10 protein-coding genes are annotated in these 16,812 nt (G+C 63.0%); 7 read left to right on the top strand and 3 right to left on the bottom strand.

Going from position 1 to position 16,812, the window contains the following annotated elements; genetic code table 11:
- Positions 1-2: 2 nt before the first annotated feature.
- The 5 genes from CKW07_RS06485 (at position 3) to CKW07_RS06505 (ending at position 11,242) form a co-directional block, all read left to right on the top strand.
- Entirely contained in the window at positions 3-1,367 is a 1,365-nt protein-coding gene (locus tag CKW07_RS06485) for a TolC family outer membrane protein (protein WP_095144124.1), read from the top strand.
- Between the two features lie 68 nt (positions 1,368-1,435).
- Positions 1,436-4,396 (top strand): autotransporter domain-containing protein, encoded by a 2,961-nt coding sequence (locus CKW07_RS06490; RefSeq protein WP_095144125.1) that lies wholly within the window; start codon positions 1,436-1,438, stop codon positions 4,394-4,396.
- Between the two features lie 73 nt (positions 4,397-4,469).
- On the top strand, positions 4,470-7,553 hold the full coding sequence (locus tag CKW07_RS06495; RefSeq protein WP_095144126.1) for an autotransporter domain-containing protein: 3,084 nt from the start codon (positions 4,470-4,472) through the stop codon (positions 7,551-7,553).
- Positions 7,554-7,610: 57 nt separating this feature from the next.
- Positions 7,611-9,290 (top strand): polyurethanase, encoded by a 1,680-nt coding sequence (locus CKW07_RS06500; RefSeq protein ID WP_095144127.1) that lies wholly within the window; start codon positions 7,611-7,613, stop codon positions 9,288-9,290.
- 98 nt (positions 9,291-9,388) lie between these two features.
- Positions 9,389-11,242 carry a polyurethanase gene (locus tag CKW07_RS06505; RefSeq protein ID WP_095144128.1) on the top strand — a complete coding sequence of 618 codons (1,854 nt, stop codon included), beginning with the start codon at positions 9,389-9,391 and terminating at the stop codon, positions 11,240-11,242.
- 46 nt (positions 11,243-11,288) lie between these two features.
- Here CKW07_RS06505 and CKW07_RS06510 read toward each other — a convergent pair whose 3' ends face one another.
- Together CKW07_RS06510 and CKW07_RS06515 are read right to left on the bottom strand one after the other, a co-directional pair.
- Complete coding sequence (locus CKW07_RS06510) at positions 11,289-11,687, bottom strand: hypothetical protein (RefSeq protein WP_256577033.1); 399 nt, start codon at positions 11,685-11,687, stop codon at positions 11,289-11,291.
- A gap of 214 nt (positions 11,688-11,901) precedes the next feature.
- A complete protein-coding gene (locus tag CKW07_RS06515; protein ID WP_095144129.1) occupies positions 11,902-12,126 on the bottom strand; it encodes a YgdI/YgdR family lipoprotein in 225 nt (74 codons plus the stop codon).
- 265 nt (positions 12,127-12,391) lie between these two features.
- On the opposite strand from CKW07_RS06515, the gene CKW07_RS06520 reads away from it, so the two are divergent.
- Both CKW07_RS06520 and CKW07_RS06525 read left to right on the top strand, forming a co-directional pair.
- On the top strand, positions 12,392-14,044 hold the full coding sequence (locus CKW07_RS06520) for a VRR-NUC domain-containing protein (RefSeq protein ID WP_095144130.1): 1,653 nt from the start codon (positions 12,392-12,394) through the stop codon (positions 14,042-14,044).
- Complete coding sequence (locus CKW07_RS06525; RefSeq protein ID WP_095144131.1) at positions 14,041-16,305, top strand: ATP-dependent DNA helicase; 2,265 nt, start codon at positions 14,041-14,043, stop codon at positions 16,303-16,305. Before CKW07_RS06520 ends, CKW07_RS06525 begins: the two co-directional genes overlap by 4 nt.
- On the opposite strand, the gene CKW07_RS06530 is transcribed toward CKW07_RS06525, so the two are convergent.
- A complete protein-coding gene (locus CKW07_RS06530; protein ID WP_095144132.1) occupies positions 16,270-16,794 on the bottom strand; it encodes a GNAT family N-acetyltransferase in 525 nt (174 codons plus the stop codon). The two genes, CKW07_RS06525 and CKW07_RS06530, sit on opposite strands and share 36 nt — an antisense overlap.
- Between the last annotated feature and the right edge of the window lie 18 nt (positions 16,795-16,812).

The following is a 16,812-nucleotide window of genomic DNA, read 5'->3' on the forward strand; positions in this document are numbered from 1 at the left end:
GGATGTCCCGTCGCATGAGCAAGCTTTCCATACTCGGGACCGCCATCGCACTGCTGGTGTGCACACAGGTTCAGGCCATGGGGCCATTCGATGTCTACGAGCTGGCGTTGCGTAATGATCCGGTGTTCCTCGGCGCCATCAAGGAACGCGATGCGGGCCTGGAGAACCGCACCATCGGTCGTGCCGGCCTGCTGCCAAAGCTGTCGTACAACTACAACAAGGGCCGCAACAACTCCAAGGCCACCTACCTGGACGAAAACCGCCGCAATCGTACCGATGATCGCAACTACGACAGCTATGGCTCGACCTTCACCCTGCAACAGCCACTCGTGGACTACGAGGCCTACGCGGCTTACCGCAAAGGCGTGGCCCAGTCGTTGTTTGCCGATGAAACCTTCCGTGGCAAGAGCCAGGAGCTGCTGGTTCGAGTGCTGACGTTCTACACCCAGGCATTGTTTGCCCAGGACCAGATCGACATCGCACAGGCGAAGAAAAAGGCCTTCGAACAGCAGTTCCAGCAGAACGAGCACCTGTTCCGCCAGGGTGAGGGCACCCGCACCGATATTCTTGAAGCGGAATCGCGTTACGAGTTGGCCACTGCCGAAGAGATCGAGGCGCGCGACGAACAGGACGCCTCGTTGCGTGAACTGGGCGCGCTGATCGGAGCCCCGGACATCGACATCAACGACCTGGAGCCCTTGGGCGAGTCCTTCCAGTCTTTCAACCTGCAACCGGCCAACTACGACAGCTGGCACGAACTGGCGCTGAGCAACAACCCGAACCTGGCCTCCCAGCGTCAGGCGGTCGAGGTGGCGCGTTATGAAGTGGAGCGCAATCGCTCGGGGCATTTGCCCAGGATCAGTGCCTATGCCACGGCGCGGCAGAACGAATCGGAAAGCGGCAACACCTACAACCAGCGCTATGACACCAACACCATCGGCATTGAAATCAGCGTGCCGCTGTACGCCGGTGGCGGGGTCTCGGCCTCGACCCGCCAGGCCAGTCGTTCGATGGAGCAGGCCGAATACGACCTGGACGCCAAGACCCGGGAAACCCTGATCGAACTGCGTCGCCAGTTCACCGGCTGCCTGTCGGGCGTGAGCAAACTGCGCGCTTATCAAAAGGCCCTGACTTCGGCCCAAGCGCAGGTGGTTTCGACCAGACAAAGCGTCCTCGGCGGCGAACGGGTCAACCTCGACGTGCTGAATGCCGAACAACAGGTGTTCAGCACCCGTCGCGACCTGGCCCAGGCCCGTTACGACTATTTGATGGCCTGGACCAAGTTGCGTTACTACGCCGGCGTCCTGGGTGAAGCGGACCTGGCCAAAGTGGACGAAGCCTTCCGCTCGCGTACGACAACCCGCTAACCCTGCCTGAGCGCACAGCCCCGAAGCAGGGGGACTCAACAATAACAACGCCAGAAAAGCGAGTATTTATGAACACGGATGTACGTCGTTATCGCGCAGGGCCCATGGCCGCCCGTTCGTTGCTGCTGATGGCAGCGCTCCCGGCGGCGGTGCAGGCTGCGTATCTCGATCCGGGGCAACCCCAGGATGCAGCCAGTTGGCGCACGCCGGAGTATCAGGAGGATTGGGGCCTGGATCGCATGCAGGCGAATCAGGCTTACGCCGCCGGTATGACCGGCCAAGGCGTGAAAATCGGCGCCATGGACTCAGGCTTCGACCCCAACCATCCCGAGGCCGCGAGATTCCGCCCGGTTGTCGCCAACGGTATCGACGTCGGCGGTACGCCGTTCAGTGTCAGTGGTGTGCTCAACAGCAGCAACGACTCCCACGGCACCCATGTCACTGGAACGATGGGCGCGGCCCGTGACGGTGTCGGCATGCACGGCGTGGCGTTCAACGCGCAGGTGTATGTCGCCAACACCAACCAGAACGACAGCTTCCTGTTCGGTCCAGGCCCTGATCCGCGCTACTTCAAGGCCGCCTATGACGCCCTCGCCGATGCCGGCGTGCGGGCGATCAACAACAGCTGGGGCAGCCAGCCCAAGGACGTCGATTACAAGACTCTCGAAAGCCTGCATGCCGCCTATGCCCAGCACTGGAACCGCAACACCTGGATCGATGCCGCGGCCGATGTCTCGCGTCGCGGGGTGATCAATGTGTTCAGCGCTGGCAATAGCGGTTATGCCAACGCTAGCGTGCGTTCGGCGCTGCCGTATTTCGAGCCAGACCTGGAAGGTCACTGGCTGGCAGTGTCGGGGCTGGATAAAAACAACCAGCAGAAATACAACCAGTGCGGCATCGCTAAATACTGGTGCATCAGCACCCCGGGCGCAAAGATCAACAGCACCATCGTCGGTGGCGGATACGCCAGTTACAACGGCACGTCGATGGCCGCGCCTCATGCGACGGGCGCGTTGGCCCTGGTGATGGAACGCTACCCGTACATGAGCAACCAGCAAGCCTTGCACGTGCTGCTGACCACCGCGACGCAGCTCGACGGTTCAATCACCGACGCGCCCACCGACCGGGTCGGCTGGGGCGTGCCCGACCTGGCTCGGGCGATGCGTGGGCCTGGGCAACTGCTCGGCGAATTCGACGCGAACCTGGGCGTCGGTCAGCGCGATGTGTGGAGCCATGACATTTCCGATAAGGCGCTGCTGCAGCGCCAGGCGGAAGATGCCGCCGAGCGCAGCGCGTGGCAACAGACACTCAAGGACAAGGGCTGGGAACACGGCATTGCGACCGACGCCAGTCAGCAGGACCAGACCGACTACGCCGTGGGCACGGCGCGCGCCGCCGCGGCCGCCCAACGCCTGTATGCCGGCAGCCTGATCAAATCCGGCGCCGGTCAGTTGGAGTTGACCGGCAACAGCACCTATCGCGGCGCAACCACCGTCAATGGTGGCTTGCTGACGGTCAATGGCTCGCTGAGTTCAGCGGTGACGGTCAACGACAGCGCCACCCTTGGCGGGTCCGGACGCGTTGGAGGCTTGACTGCCCGCAGCGGCGCCACCGTTGCCCCCGGCAATTCGATCGGGACCTTGCAGGTGAATGGAGACGTGACACTGGCACCGGGCTCGACCTATGCAGTGGAGGTGTCGCCTTCGGGCAGCGACCGGATCGTGGCAACGGGGATGGCCACGGTCCAGGGCGCGACGGTCAGTCTCGCGCTGGAAAACAGCCCGACACTGCTGAGCGCGACTCAAGTGCGCAGCTTGTTGGGACAGCGTTACGACATTCTGCACGCGGCAGGCGGCGTTCAAGGCCAGTTCGGGGCGGTGCTGCCCAACTACCTGTTTATCGGCGGCAGTCTCGACTACTCGGCGAGTGACGTGCAGTTGGCGATCGAACGCAATGGCACGTCGTTCGCCAGTGTCGGGCAAACCCCGAATCAACGTTCGGTGGGCGCTGCCGTCGAGCAACTGGGCACGGGCAACCCGGTCTACGAAAGCCTTTTACTGTCGTCGTCGGCCGCACCCGCGCAGCAGGCGTTCCAGCAGTTGTCAGGGGAAATCTATCCGGCACTCGACACCTTGCTGATCAACGACAGCCGTTACCTGCGTGATGCGGTGGGGGAGCGCTTGCAGTATCAGGCGCCGGGTAGCAACGGTTGGGTCAAGGCACTGGGCGCCTGGGGGACGAGCGACGCGCACGACGACCACGCGGGGTCGACATCATCGATTGGCGGCTTGTTGGCAGGGGTCGACGGGGAGCTGGCAGAGGACACGCGACTGGGACTGGTGGCGGGGTATAGCGACAGTTCGCTGAACCTGGGCAGCGGCACCCATTCCCGGGCGCAGGTCGACAGCTATCACCTGGGCGCCTACGCCGGGCGTGAGCTGGGCGCGCTGCGCCTGAGCCTCGGCGGGGCCTACAGCTGGCACCGCGCGGACATCAAGCGTGACCTGCATTACGGCGACGTCAGCGCGAAACAGAAGGCCAAGGTCGATGCCGGCACCACCCAGCTGTTCACCGAAGCGGCCTACCGCCTAAACCTGCAACCGCTGGCACTGGAGCCCTTCGCCCATCTGGCCTATGTACACCTCGATACGGACGGCTTCAGCGAAAAAGGCGATGCCGCCGCGCTGCAAAGCGGCGAGGACACGCGTGATGCGGTGCTTGGCACCCTGGGGGTTCGCGCGCTGAAAACCTTCAACCTGTCCGGTCAACAGGCGCTCGACCTGGCGGGCACCCTCGGTTGGCAGCACACCTTGAGCGACACGGATTCGCAGGATCACCTGGCGTTCGCCAGCGGTGGCCCGACGTTCGCCGTGGAAAGCACGCCTTTGGCGCGCGATGCCGCCCTGGTCGGTGTGCAGGCAGGGCTGGCGCTGGCCAGGGACGTGCGCTTGAACCTCGATTACAGCGGCCGTCTGGCCAGTGACGAGAGCAGTCATGGGGTAGGGCTGAGCCTGAACTGGCAGTTCTGACCCAAGCAGCAAACCCGGCCGGGAACGGTCGGGCAATAACAACAACAGCAAAACAACTAAGGATGGTGGTTGGATGAACGTGCAACCGGTTCAAGCAAACGCAATATTCACCTTGAAAACCCTCAACCGCGCCTTGCTCTGTGCGCTGGCGACCCTGGGAACCGCCCAGGCCGCGCCCTATGAGGAAACCGGCAAGGTCGGCGATGCCAACAGCTGGCGCAGCGCCGAGTTCAATGCCGAGTGGGGCCTGGGAGCGATCAATGCCCAGGACGCCTACGCCGCCGGCTACACCGGCAAGGGGGTGAAACTGGGGATCTTCGACCAGCCGGTGTACGCCCCGCACCCGGAGTTTTCCGGTGAAAACAAAGTGATCACCCTGGTCACGCAAGGCATTCGCGAATACACCGACCCGTACATCCCGGTCAAAGCCGGCGATGCCTTTCTGTATGACGGATCGGCATCGGTGGGTTCGGACGGCAAGCTAGGTTCCCACGGCACCCACGTCGGCGGGATCGCCGCTGGCAGCCGCGACGGCAGCCCGATGCACGGCGTGGCGTTCAACGCGCAAATCATCAGCGCCGACAACGGCGATCCGGGCCCGGAAGACGGCATCATCCTGGGCAACGACGGCGCGGTGTACAAGGCCGGTTGGGACGCCCTTCGCGACAGTGGCGCGCGAATCATCAACAACAGTTGGGGCATCGGCATCACCGACCGCTTTGACCAGGGTGGTCGCGATCCGGCATTCCCGCACTTCACGGTGAACGACGCTCAACTGCAGTTCGACCAGATCAAACCCTTGCTCGACACCAAACAGGGCGGTGCCTACCGTGGCGCCATCGATGCCGCCCGCAGCGGCATCGTGACTATTTTCGCCGCCGGCAACGACTACAACCTCAACAACCCGGACGCCATCGCCGGCCTGGGCTATTTCGTCCCGGATATCGCCGCCAACTGGGTTACCGTGGCCGCGTTGCAAAAGAATCCGGACGTTGCCAGCGCCGACCCGTACATCATCAGCACCTTCTCCTCGCGTTGCGGCTACACCGCGGGTTTCTGCGTGTCGGCACCGGGCAGTCGCATTTACAGCGCGGTCATTGGCGGTACCAACGCCGACAACCTGACCATGGATTACGCCAACAAGAGTGGCACCTCGATGGCCGCCCCCCATGTGGCGGGTGCTGCGGCGGTGTTGATGGAGCGCTTCCCGTACATGACCGGCGCGCAGGTCGCCAGCGTGCTGAAAACCACCGCCACCGACATGGGCACACCGGGCATCGACTCGCTGTACGGCTGGGGCATGATCAACCTGCGCAAGGGCATCGACGGCCCCGGCATGTTCGTCGCCGACGCCGATATCCCACAGGAGTTTCGCGTAGAAGGTGCCTATGGCAACGGCCAGTTCGTCGCCGATCTGCCGGGCATCGGCGCGGTCATCGATGCCGGCAAACCCACGCAACGGCTGTGCACTGACCTCAGCTGCGGCATGGATGTCTGGGGCAACGACATTTCCGGTCACGGCGGCTTGACCAAGCAGGGTATCGGCACGCTGGTGCTGACCGGCAGCAACACCTACAGCGGCCCGACCCTGGTCAATCAGGGGCGACTGGCGATCAATGGTTCGCTGGATTCGACGGTGACCGTCAACGACAGCGGTATCCTTGGTGGTTCCGGGCGGGTCGGTGCACTGCACGCGAACAGCGGCGGCACGGTGGCACCGGGTAATTCGATCGGCACCTTGAACGTGGCCGGCGATGTCACCTTCGAGCCGGGTTCGACCTACGCCGTGGAAGTTTCGCCTACGAGCAGCGACCGCATCGTCGCCGGTGGCCAGGCCACTGTTCAGGGCGCGACCGTCAGCCTGTCCCTGGAGAACAGTCCAACCCTGCTCAGTACCACCCAGGTCCGCAGCCTGCTGGGCACCCAGTACAACATCCTGCAAGCGGCTGGCGGTATCCAGGGTCAGTTCGGCGCGGTGTTGCCCAACTACGCGTTCCTCGGCGGCACCCTCGACTACTCGGCCACCGCCGTGCAACTGGAAGTCGGGCGCAACGGCAACAGCTTTGCCAGCGTCGGCCAGACCCCGAACCAGCGTTCGGTCGCCGCGGCCACCGAGCAACTGGGTGCCGGCAATGCCCTGTACGAAACCGTGCTGCTGTCGCCGGACGCCGCCAGCGCGCAGCAAGCGTTCCAGCAACTGTCCGGGGAAATCCACCCGGCCATCGGCACCTTGCTGGTCAACGACTCGCGCTACCTGCGCGATGCCGTGGGTGAACGCCTGCGCGATCACAGCCTGTATGACGCCGCCACCCCCGGCAGCGACGACAACAACGGCTGGGTCAAAGTGCTCGGCGCCTGGGGCAAGACCGATGGCGACCAGGGTGATGCCAACTACACCCATTCCATTGGCGGCCTGCTGGCCGGCGTGGACGGCTTGATCGCCGAAAACACCCGCCTGGGCTTCGTCACCGGTTACAGCGACAGTTCGATGAGCATGGGCGACGGTACCCATTCCTCGGCTTCGGTCGACAGTTACCACCTGGGGCTGTACGCCGGGCATGAGCTCGACGCGCTGCGCCTGAGTGTCGGTGGTGCCCACAGCTGGCACCGCATCGACAGCCAGCGGGAACTGCAGTTCGGCGACGTCAGCGCCAAGCAGAAAACCAAGCGCGATGCGCAAACCACCCAGGTGTTCACCGAGGCCGCTTACCGCCTGGACCTGCAACCGATGGCCCTGGAACCCTTCGCCAACCTGGCGTACGTGCACGTGGGCAGTGACAGCTTCACCGAAAAAGGCGGGGCGGCAGCGCTCAAGGGCGGCGACGACAACCGCGATGCCGTGCTTTCCACCCTCGGCCTGCGCGCCAGTCAGCGCGTGGCGCTCAGCGCGCAGCAGTCACTGGACCTGTCCGGGACCCTGGGCTGGCAGCACAACCTGAGCAACATCCACAGCGAAGAGAACCTGGCCTTTGCCAACGGTGGCGGTACCCCGTTCAGCGTGCAGAGCGTGTCCATGGACCGCAACGCCGCGGTGGTGGGTGTACGCGCCGGCCTGGCGCTGGCGCGGGATGTCAGCCTGAACCTGGACTACAACGGCCTGCTGGGCTCCAACGACAAGACCCACGGCGTGGGACTGACCCTCGACTGGCAATTCTGATGACCGCCTCACGCGCACAACCGCACCACGCAATCGCACTGACCAAGAGGCAAGACCATGGGTGTTTTTGATTACAGGAACTTCAGCGGCGAGGCCAGGGCGCTGTACAGCGATGCCATCGCCTTGACGCTCTACGCCTACACGCCGACCGGGCAGCCGCTGGCGTCCGGCTGGACGCCGGTCACGGCCGGGCAATTGGGTTACCAGGGCACCGTGGGTGCCCAGGGGACTTTCTTTGGCGAGCAGGCCGGTTTCACCAGCGCCGAAGCCGAGGTGCTGGCCAGGTACGACGGGGCGGGCAAGCTGCTCGGCCTGGGCATTGCGTTTCGCGGCACCGGCGGCCTGGGGTACAGCGACACCTTCGGCGATATGAAGAACAATCTGCTGGCGGCCGTAGGTCCCACGGATTACGCGAAGAACTACGCCAAGAGTGCCTTCGACACCTTGCTCAAGGACGTTGCCGCGTTCGCCACCAGCCAGGGCCTCAGTGCCAGGGACGTGCTGATCAGCGGCCACAGCCTGGGTGGCCTGGGCGTCAACAGTGTCGCCGAGCTGAGCCGTGACCATTGGGGCGGCTTCTACAAGGACGCCAACTATGTGTCCTTCGCCTCGCCGACCCAAAGCTCGCCCGGTACCCAGGTGCTGAACATCGGCTATGAAAACGACCCGGTGTTCCGTGTGTTGGATGGCACCACCTTCACCGCTTCGTCGCTGTACAAACACGACCAGCCCCAAGCGTCGGCGACCAATAACCTGGTCAATTTCAACGACCATTACGCCTCCACCCAGATGACCCCGTTCAGCATCGCCAACCCGTCACACTGGGCGGCCCACGGCTCACTGGGTTATGCCGATGGCCTGAACCGGGTGATCGACTCGGCGTTCTACGACCTCACCCACAAGGACTCGACGATCTTCGTCTCGACCCTGTCCGAGAGCGCCCGTGGCAGCACCTGGATCGAAGACCTGGGCCGCAGTGGTGAAGCCCACACCGGCAGCACCTTCATCATCGGTACCGACAGCAACGACCTGTTGCGCGGCGGCAAGGGCAATGACTTCCTGGAAGGGCGCGACGGCGACGACAGCTTTCGCGATGGTAGTGGCTTCAACATCCTGCTGGGCGGCAAAGGGCACAACCTGTTCGAGCTGCAACAGCCGCTGCAGAACTTCAAACTGGCCCATGACGGCGACGGCACCTTGTACCTGCGCGACAGCTACGGCGGCATCAGCCTGACCCGGGACATCGACGCGCTGGTGAGCAAGGCGTCAGGGATGTTCAACAAGGACGTCAACTACAGCGTCACCGACCAGGGCTTGCTCAGTGGCACTGACTTGACCCGATACAACCACTCGCTCAATGGCGATGCCTACGGTAATTCGCTGGTGGCCAGCGCCGACGGCGACTGGCTGTTCGGTTTGGCGGGCAACGACCACCTGCAAAGCGACCAACAGCAGGTGACCTTCGTCGGCGGCGCGGGCAATGACGTCATGTCGGCCAGTGGCGCCAACAACACCTTCCTGTTCAGCGGGGCGTTCGGCTTCGACGCCATCAACGGTTACCAGGGCAGCGACAAGCTGGTGTTCATGGGCGTGCAGGGCGCGGGGCAGGGCTACGACTACAGCCAGCATATCTCACAATCGGGTAACGACACCTTGCTCAAGGTCGGCGACTACGCCGTGACCCTGGTGGGTGTTGGCCTGGACAACCTGTCAGGCGCGGGGATCGTATTTGCGTAATCGCATCACAAGGTAATACGCAGGAACGTCCCGCCCGGCGGGGCGTTCCGGCTGCGTGAGCTATCTCTGACAATTCCAACAACGAGAGAGGCAATACCATGGCTGTCTATGACTACAAGCACTTCACCGCATCAGAATCCAAGGCGCTGTTCAGCGACGCGATGGCGATCGCGCTGTATGCCTATCACAACCTCGATAACGGTTTTGCCACCGGCTATCAGCACAACGGATTCGGCCTCGGGCTGCCGGCCACGCTGGTCACGGCGCTGATCGGCGGCACGGATTCGCAAGGGGCGATCCCCGGTATTCCCTGGAACCCCGATTCGGAAAAAGCTGCGCTGGAGGCGGTGCAAAAGGCCGGCTGGACACCGATCACCGCCACGCAGTTGGGCTACGACGGCAAGGTCGACGGGCGCGGCACCTTTTTCGGCGAGAAAATCGGTTACACCACCGCCCAGGTCGAGATTCTCGGAAAATACGATGCCCAAGGACAGCTCACGGAAATCGGCATCGCCTTTCGTGGCACCAGCGGTCCTCGTGAGTCGCTGATCAGCGACTTCATCGGCGACGCGATCAATGATCTGCTGGCGGCACTCGGCCCCAAGGACTATGCGAAGAACTATGTCGGGGAAGCCTTTGGATCTTTGCTCCAGGACGTGGCCACCTTTGCCGCCGCCCATGGTTTGAGCGGCAAGGACGTGCTGGTCAGCGGCCACAGCCTGGGCGGGCTGGCGGTCAACAGCCTGGCGGACTTGAGCGGCGATCACTGGAACGGCTTCTACCAGGACGCCAACTACATCGCCTACGCGTCACCGACCCAGAGCAGCAGCGACAAGGTGCTGAACGTTGGCTACGAAAACGACCCGGTGTTCCGTGCACTGGACGGTTCCGACTTCAACCTGGCGTCGGTGGGTGTCCACGATACGCCTCAGGATTCGGCCACCAACAACATCGTCAACTTCAATGATCACTATGCCTCGACAGCGTGGAACCTGTTGCCGTACTCGATCCTCAACATCCCCACCTGGATCTCCCACCTGCCCACGGCCTACGGCGACGGCATGACCCGGGTGCTGGAGTCGGCGTTTTATGACCTCACGAGCAAGGACTCGACCCTGATCGTCGCCAACCTGTCGGACCCGGCACGCAGTACCACCTGGGTGCAGGACCTCAACCGCAACGCCGAAACCCACAAAGGCAGCACCTTCATCATCGGCAGCGATGGCAACGACCTGATCCAGGGCGGCAAGGGCAATGACTACCTTGACGGAGGCGAAGGCAACGACACTTTCCGCGATGCCGGCGGCTATAACATCATCGAGGGGGGCGGCGGCTACAACAGCCTGGACCTGCAGCAGTCATTGAAAAACTTCAGTTTCGCCAACGACGGCACAGGCACCTTGTATATCCGCGACGCCAACGGCGGTCTCAGCATCACCCGTGATATCGGCAGCCTGACCAGCAAGGAGCCGGGGTTCCTGTGGGGGTTGTTCAAGGAGGACGCAATTCACCGGGTCACGGACACTGGCCTGCTCTCGGACAAGGGCCTGACGCACTACGCGTCATCGGTGAAGGGCGATAGCGGTGCCAACACCCTCACGGCGCACGCCAGTGGCGACTGGTTGTTCGGACAGGACGGCGACGATCATCTGGTCGGGGGCCTGGGCAATGACGTGCTGATTGGTGGTGCCGGCAACGATCTGCTGGAGTCGGGCGGTGGTAGCAACAGTTTTGTGTTCAGCGGCGACTTTGGTCACGACCGGATCCTCGGTTTCCAGGGCAGTGACACCCTGGTGTTTCTCGGGGTCGCGGGTGTGGGGCAAGGGGATCCACTGCTGGGGCATGCCACAGCGGTGGGGGCCGATACGCTGCTGACCTTCGGCAACGACTCGGTGACCCTGGTGGGGGTGGCCCTGGACCATCTGAACAGCGCCAGCCTGGTGATCGCCTGAGGTAAAAAGCCCGGCGCGCGGTAAAGCGCGCCGGGCCGATCAAGGCTTAGTTGTAGTGAATCACGATGCCTTTGAGTTTACGTCCCTGAATGGACTGGATATCCCGGTCCCACAGCGGGCCGCTGACATAGGCCGACACCGGCTGGATCCGGTCATACACCACCACGACGGCATCACCGCCCATCGCGGCGGCTTCGGTGCGCAGCTTCTGCTCGATATCGGTCACCGGCGGTGGCGGCTCGACGCTGGCGTCGACAATCACTTCACCCACCCGAACATGGGGCCGCGTGGGTTCGACGCGTAGCACTTGCACCGACTCGGGCAGGGTGGGCGCAAAGTGCTCGCCGCCCACGTATTGGGTGGAGCTGGCGTTGATGTTGGCGCAGGCACTGAGGCCGAAAACGGTCAGGGCAATGGCCAACGCTTTGAAACCCCGCACCGGCAGTGCGAAGTCCTTGAGGCTCAGGGGCGGTTGATGGGTGCTCAAGCGGATACTCCTTTCTGGGGGGCGGCCATCAGGCTGTCGACGCTCAAAAGCATAGACACAATGGGCTGACCGGCCAGGCAGGAAGTGGATTTTTATCCGCTATGCACCCGGCAATGGCGCCAGGGCATGCTCATGGGCGGCCCCGGCACCTTGTCGGTTTTGCGGCAGACGATCATTTTTCCTTGCGGATAGTGGCGACCTCGTCGGCCCTGACCTTGACCATGGCGCCGGAAATATCCTCGAACTCGAAGAAACCGTCCTTGGTGTGGGTGTCGGGCATGTCCTTGGTCAGATATTGCGTGCCGTTCTGCAGGGTCACGACGGTGGGGGTCGAGCAGCCCGACAGCGCCAGCAAGGTCACGACAGCAAACGACAACCCCTGAATGCGGATGTTCATAGCAAAACCTCTCGTTCAAAAAACACATCATCGTCGCGATGCCCGGGCATCAGGCCGATTTCAACAGCCCATTGGTCGCACGTAATCCTGGAAAGTTCTGTCAGCCCCTGAAAAAAAACGCCTGGTACCTCAATCAAGCGTAAACCCTGTGGAGGGTGCTCAAGCGCTCAAATGAGCGCCATTGATCTTTTTCCGTTTGCCAGCACCGGTGCCAGGCTGGTATCTGTACGCATAACCAGTATCTGCACGGCATGGCGCTCTCTTTGTGACACTCAACCCGCTCGATGATCCCTTCTACTACCTGAACAACTTTCAGCGAGTGCTCGCCTGGCTCGAGCAGCGCTATGTCGACGTGCTCAACGGGCAGGAGCAGCAGTTCATTGCCGATTTCGGCCGCTTGCCCCGTGCCTCCCAGGCATTGCTGGTCCGTATGGTCATGCGCAAGGGGCTGCATTTTCGCCTCGGCAAGTTGCGGTACCCCGAGATCGGCGACAGCGCCGAAGCCGCCAAGCCCTTGCTGGCGCTAGGCTGGGTGGACGAACGGGCACCGCTGTCGATCGACGACCTGTTCGAGGTGCTGCTCAAGCCGGAGATTGTTCAGTGCTTTGGTGCGCACATTGAGCAACCCAAGGCGAAAAAACCGCAATGGCTGGCGGCATTACGTGAGCGCTTCGACGAGCCACGGGCCTTCAATGACTGGTGCCCGGCACTGGATGACCGGCTACTGAGCCTGAGCATCATGGATCTGGCCGACCGCTTGCGCTTGATGTTCTTTGGCAACCTGTACCAGGACTGGTCGGAGTTCGTGCTGGCCGATCTCGGCATCTTCACTTACGAGAACGTCGAGTTCTGTGCCCAATCCCGTGGTTTGCGCAGCCGCGACGACCTGGAGGCCTATCTCTATCTGCACCAGTGCCAGCAGCGCTTTGAAGCTGGCGAGGATGTCACGCAGGTGGTCGAACAGATCCACGCACTGCAAACGGCCAACCCCTGGCTTGAGCAACGGCGCGGCAAATTGCTGTTTCAGCTTGGGCAACACTGTGAGCGGGTGGCCGATTGGCCGGCAGCGCTGGCGATCTATCGCCAGTGCAGGTATGCCGGGGCCCGCTTGCGGCTGATCCGGGTGCTGGAGCGGTGCGCCGAGTTTCAGTTGGCACTGGAGCTGGCAAGCCACGCCGAGCAGGCACCGGAGAGTGCCGCCGAGCACCAGCAACTGCTGCGGGTCCTGCCCAGGTTGCGGCGCAAACTGGGCGGGCCGCCCGCATCACGGAGCAAGGCGCGGGAGGTTGAGCGCCTGGACCTGACCCTGGAATGGGCCGACCCGGCGTTGTCGGTGGAGTGCCTTGTCCAGGCGCATCTGGATGATCCCCGTGGACCGGTGCATTACGTCGAAAACAGCCTGATCAATTCGTTGTTCGGGCTGCTGTGCTGGCCAGCGATATTCGCGCCGTTGCCCGGGGCGTTTTTTCACCCGTTCCAGCGCGGGCCTGCGGACTTGCTCAGCGAAGACTTCCATGCCCGGCGTGCGGACCTGTTCCAGGCCTGCCTGGCAGAACTTGCGGACGGGCGTTACGTCGCGACCATCCGCCAGCGTTTCCGTGACAAATACGCGGTACAGTCGCCCTTCGTGTTTTGGACCGTGCTCACCGAGGCGTTGCTGGAGCAGGCCCTGGCCTGCCTGCCCGCCGAACACCTGAAGCTCTGGTTCGAACGCCTGCTGCAGGACATCAAGGCCAACCGCGCCGGCATGCCGGACCTGATCCAGTTCTGGCCGCAGCAGAAAACCTACCGGATGATCGAGGTCAAGGGCCCGGGGGATCGCCTGCAAGATAACCAGCTGCGCTGGCTGGAGTTCTGCCGCGAGCACCAGATGCCCGTCGCCGTCTGCTATGTGCAATGGGCGGAGCCTGAAGGGTGAGCTATGGCATTGCGGTGCGTGCCCTGTGTGAATTCACCGCCAAGACCGGTGATCTGGACCTGCGCTTTACCCCGTCACCCACGGCGCTGGAAGGCATCGTCGGTCATCGCACCGTGGCCTCGCGGCGCAGCGCGTCCTATCAGAACGAAGTCGCGCTGCAAGGCCAGTACCGGCAGTTGACCGTCAGGGGCAGGGCGGATGGCTACGACCCGGAGCAGAACCGCCTCGAAGAAATCAAGACCTACCGGGGTGAACTGGAGCGCATGCCGGCCAATCACCGGCAACTGCATTGGGCACAAGCGAAAATCTACGGCTGGCTGATGTGCCAGAAGCTGCGATTGGCTCACATCAACCTGGCCCTGGTGTATTTCGACATTGTCGGCGAACAGGAAACCAGCCTGGTGGAAACCTGGAGCGCCACGGCACTGGAGGACTTCTTCAACGTGCACTGCGGCTTGTTCCTGCACTGGGCCGAGCAGGAAATGGCCCATCGCGATGCCCGCAATCAAGGCATGCAGGCGCTGCGTTTCCCGCATCCGGACTTCCGGCCCGGGCAGCGCAACCTGGCGGAATCGGTGTTCAAGGCCGTCAGCACCGGACGTTGCCTGATGGCCCAAGCCACCACCGGCATCGGCAAGACCCTGGGTACCCTGTTCCCGATGCTCAAGGCCTGGGTGCCCCAGCAACTGGACAAAGTGTTCTTCCTCACGGCCAAGACACCGGGACGCAAGCTGGCGCTGGATGCCGCGCAAGTGCTGGTCGATAGCAGCAATGGCTTGCCGTTGCGCGTGCTGGAGATGGTTGCCCGCGACAAGGCCTGTGAGCACCTGGACAAAGCCTGTCATGGCGAGTCCTGCCCATTGGCCCATGGCTTCTATGACCGCTTGCCGGCGGCGCGGGCGGCGGCGAGCAAGCTCACGCTGCTCCATCAGGCCGCGCTGCGCGAGATTGCCCTTGAACACCAGGTATGCCCGTATTACCTGAGTCAGGAGATGGCCCGCTGGGCTGACCTGGTGGTTGCCGACTACAACTACTATTTCGACTTCAGCGCGCTGCTGTTCGGCCTGGCCCAGGCCAGCCAGTGGAAGGTCGCCGTGCTGGTGGACGAAGCCCATAACCTGGTGGAGCGCGGCCGCCAGATGTACAGCGCCAGTCTCGATCAATCGACCCTCGACAGCGTGCGCAAAACCGCGCCCGAGGCACTGAAAAAGAACCTGCAGCGGGTCAACCGCGAGTGGAATGCCTTGCACAAGGAGCAGGTCGCGCCCTATCAGGCGTACGCCAGTGTGCCGGACAAGCTGCTGCAAACGCTCGCGTCCTGTACCGCAGCCATCGGTGATTACCTGAACGAACATCCCCAGGGGCTGGATGGTGCCTTGCAAGGCTTTTACTTCGACGCATTGCAATTCAGCCGGGTGGCCGAACTCTTCGATGAACAGTTTCTGTTCGACATCAGCCAGCGTGAAACCAGGGGCAAGAGCAACTTGTCCCGGTTGTGCCTGCGCAACGTGGTGCCGGCCGGGTTCATTCGTCCACGGCTGACGGCGGCGCGCAGTGTGGTGATGTTTTCCGCGACCCTGGACCCGCAGCGCTTCTATACTGACATGCTGGGGCTGCCACCGGGCACGGTATGGGTCGACGTCGAATCGCCGTTTCGCGCCGAGCAACTCAAGGTGCAGATCGTCAGCCAGATCTCCACCCGCTTCGTACACCGCCAAGCCTCCCTCGGGCCGATTGTCGAGCTGATGGCCCGCCAATACATGGCGCGTCCCGGCAATTACCTGGCGTTTTTCAGCAGCTTCGATTACCTGCAACAGGTGCAACAACTGCTCGCCGAACAGTGGCCGCAGATCGCCCAGTGGGCACAGTCGCGGGGTATGGACGAGACGCAGCGCCAGGCCTTCCTCGATCGCTTCACCACCCGTAGTCAGGGCATCGGCTTTGCCGTATTGGGTGGCGCCTTTGGTGAAGGTATCGACCTGCCGGGAGCACGGCTGATCGGTGCCTTCATCGCGACCCTGGGGTTGGCCCAACTGAACCCGGTCAACGAGCAACTCAAGCAGCGCATGGCTGTGTTGTTCGGTGCCGGCTACGACTACACCTACCTGTTTCCCGGGGTGCAGAAGGTGGTGCAGGCGGCCGGGCGAGTGATACGAACCCAGCAGGACCAGGGGGTGGTGATGCTGATCGATGATCGCTTCGGCGAGCCCAAGGTCCAGCAGTTGCTACCGCGCTGGTGGTCGGTCGACGGTCGGCGCTGAGGCCCATTGAAACTCGAACAGGGTACAGGGGTAACCGTCGATGGGTTGCTGCTGGCGCGTGAAATCGCCTCCCGTCAGTTGCGGGATGACCCTGGCCCAGAACGCCCGGGCCGGCAGGTTGGCGTCGAGGTGGAAAATCTGCCAGTGCCCGGGTAACTGATTGAGCAGGGCCGCCACCGCATAGGCTGCCACCCCGTGCCCGCGATAGCAGCGGGCGACGAAGAAATAACCGATGTTGTACTCGACGCCCTCGCAGTGCGCCTCGTCATCCACGGTGACGAAGCCGGCCAGCTCCCCGTCCACCTTGATCAGGAACGCCTGGGTCGACGGCTTGCGCCAGTAGTCGAGCTTGGGCTGAACGTTGAACAGCCCATGGCGACCGAACTTCAGCGGTAGCCACTCACTGAAGTCGTACAGGTAGAACTGCATCAGGTTTTCGATGCACTCCAGTTCGTCCCTCTGTGCGCGGTGCAGTTCAATGGTGGCCATGGTGCGCGGCTCCTGATT

The organism is Pseudomonas sp. Irchel s3b6 (assembly GCF_900187415.1).
Taxonomy (GTDB): Bacteria; Pseudomonadota; Gammaproteobacteria; order Pseudomonadales; family Pseudomonadaceae; genus Aquipseudomonas.

Coding starts and splice junctions, on each gene's coding strand:
- CKW07_RS06490 (WP_095144125.1), top strand. CDS start 1,436: ATGAACACGGATGTACGTCGTTATCGCGCAGGGCCCATGGCCGCCCGT.
- CKW07_RS06515 (WP_095144129.1), bottom strand. CDS start 12,126: ATGAACATCCGCATTCAGGGGTTGTCGTTTGCTGTCGTGACCTTGCTG.
- CKW07_RS06500 (WP_095144127.1), top strand. CDS start 7,611: ATGGGTGTTTTTGATTACAGGAACTTCAGCGGCGAGGCCAGGGCGCTG.
- CKW07_RS06495 (WP_095144126.1), top strand. CDS start 4,470: ATGAACGTGCAACCGGTTCAAGCAAACGCAATATTCACCTTGAAAACC.
- CKW07_RS06485 (WP_095144124.1), top strand. CDS start 3: ATGTCCCGTCGCATGAGCAAGCTTTCCATACTCGGGACCGCCATCGCA.
- CKW07_RS06530 (WP_095144132.1), bottom strand. CDS start 16,794: ATGGCCACCATTGAACTGCACCGCGCACAGAGGGACGAACTGGAGTGC.
- CKW07_RS06505 (WP_095144128.1), top strand. CDS start 9,389: ATGGCTGTCTATGACTACAAGCACTTCACCGCATCAGAATCCAAGGCG.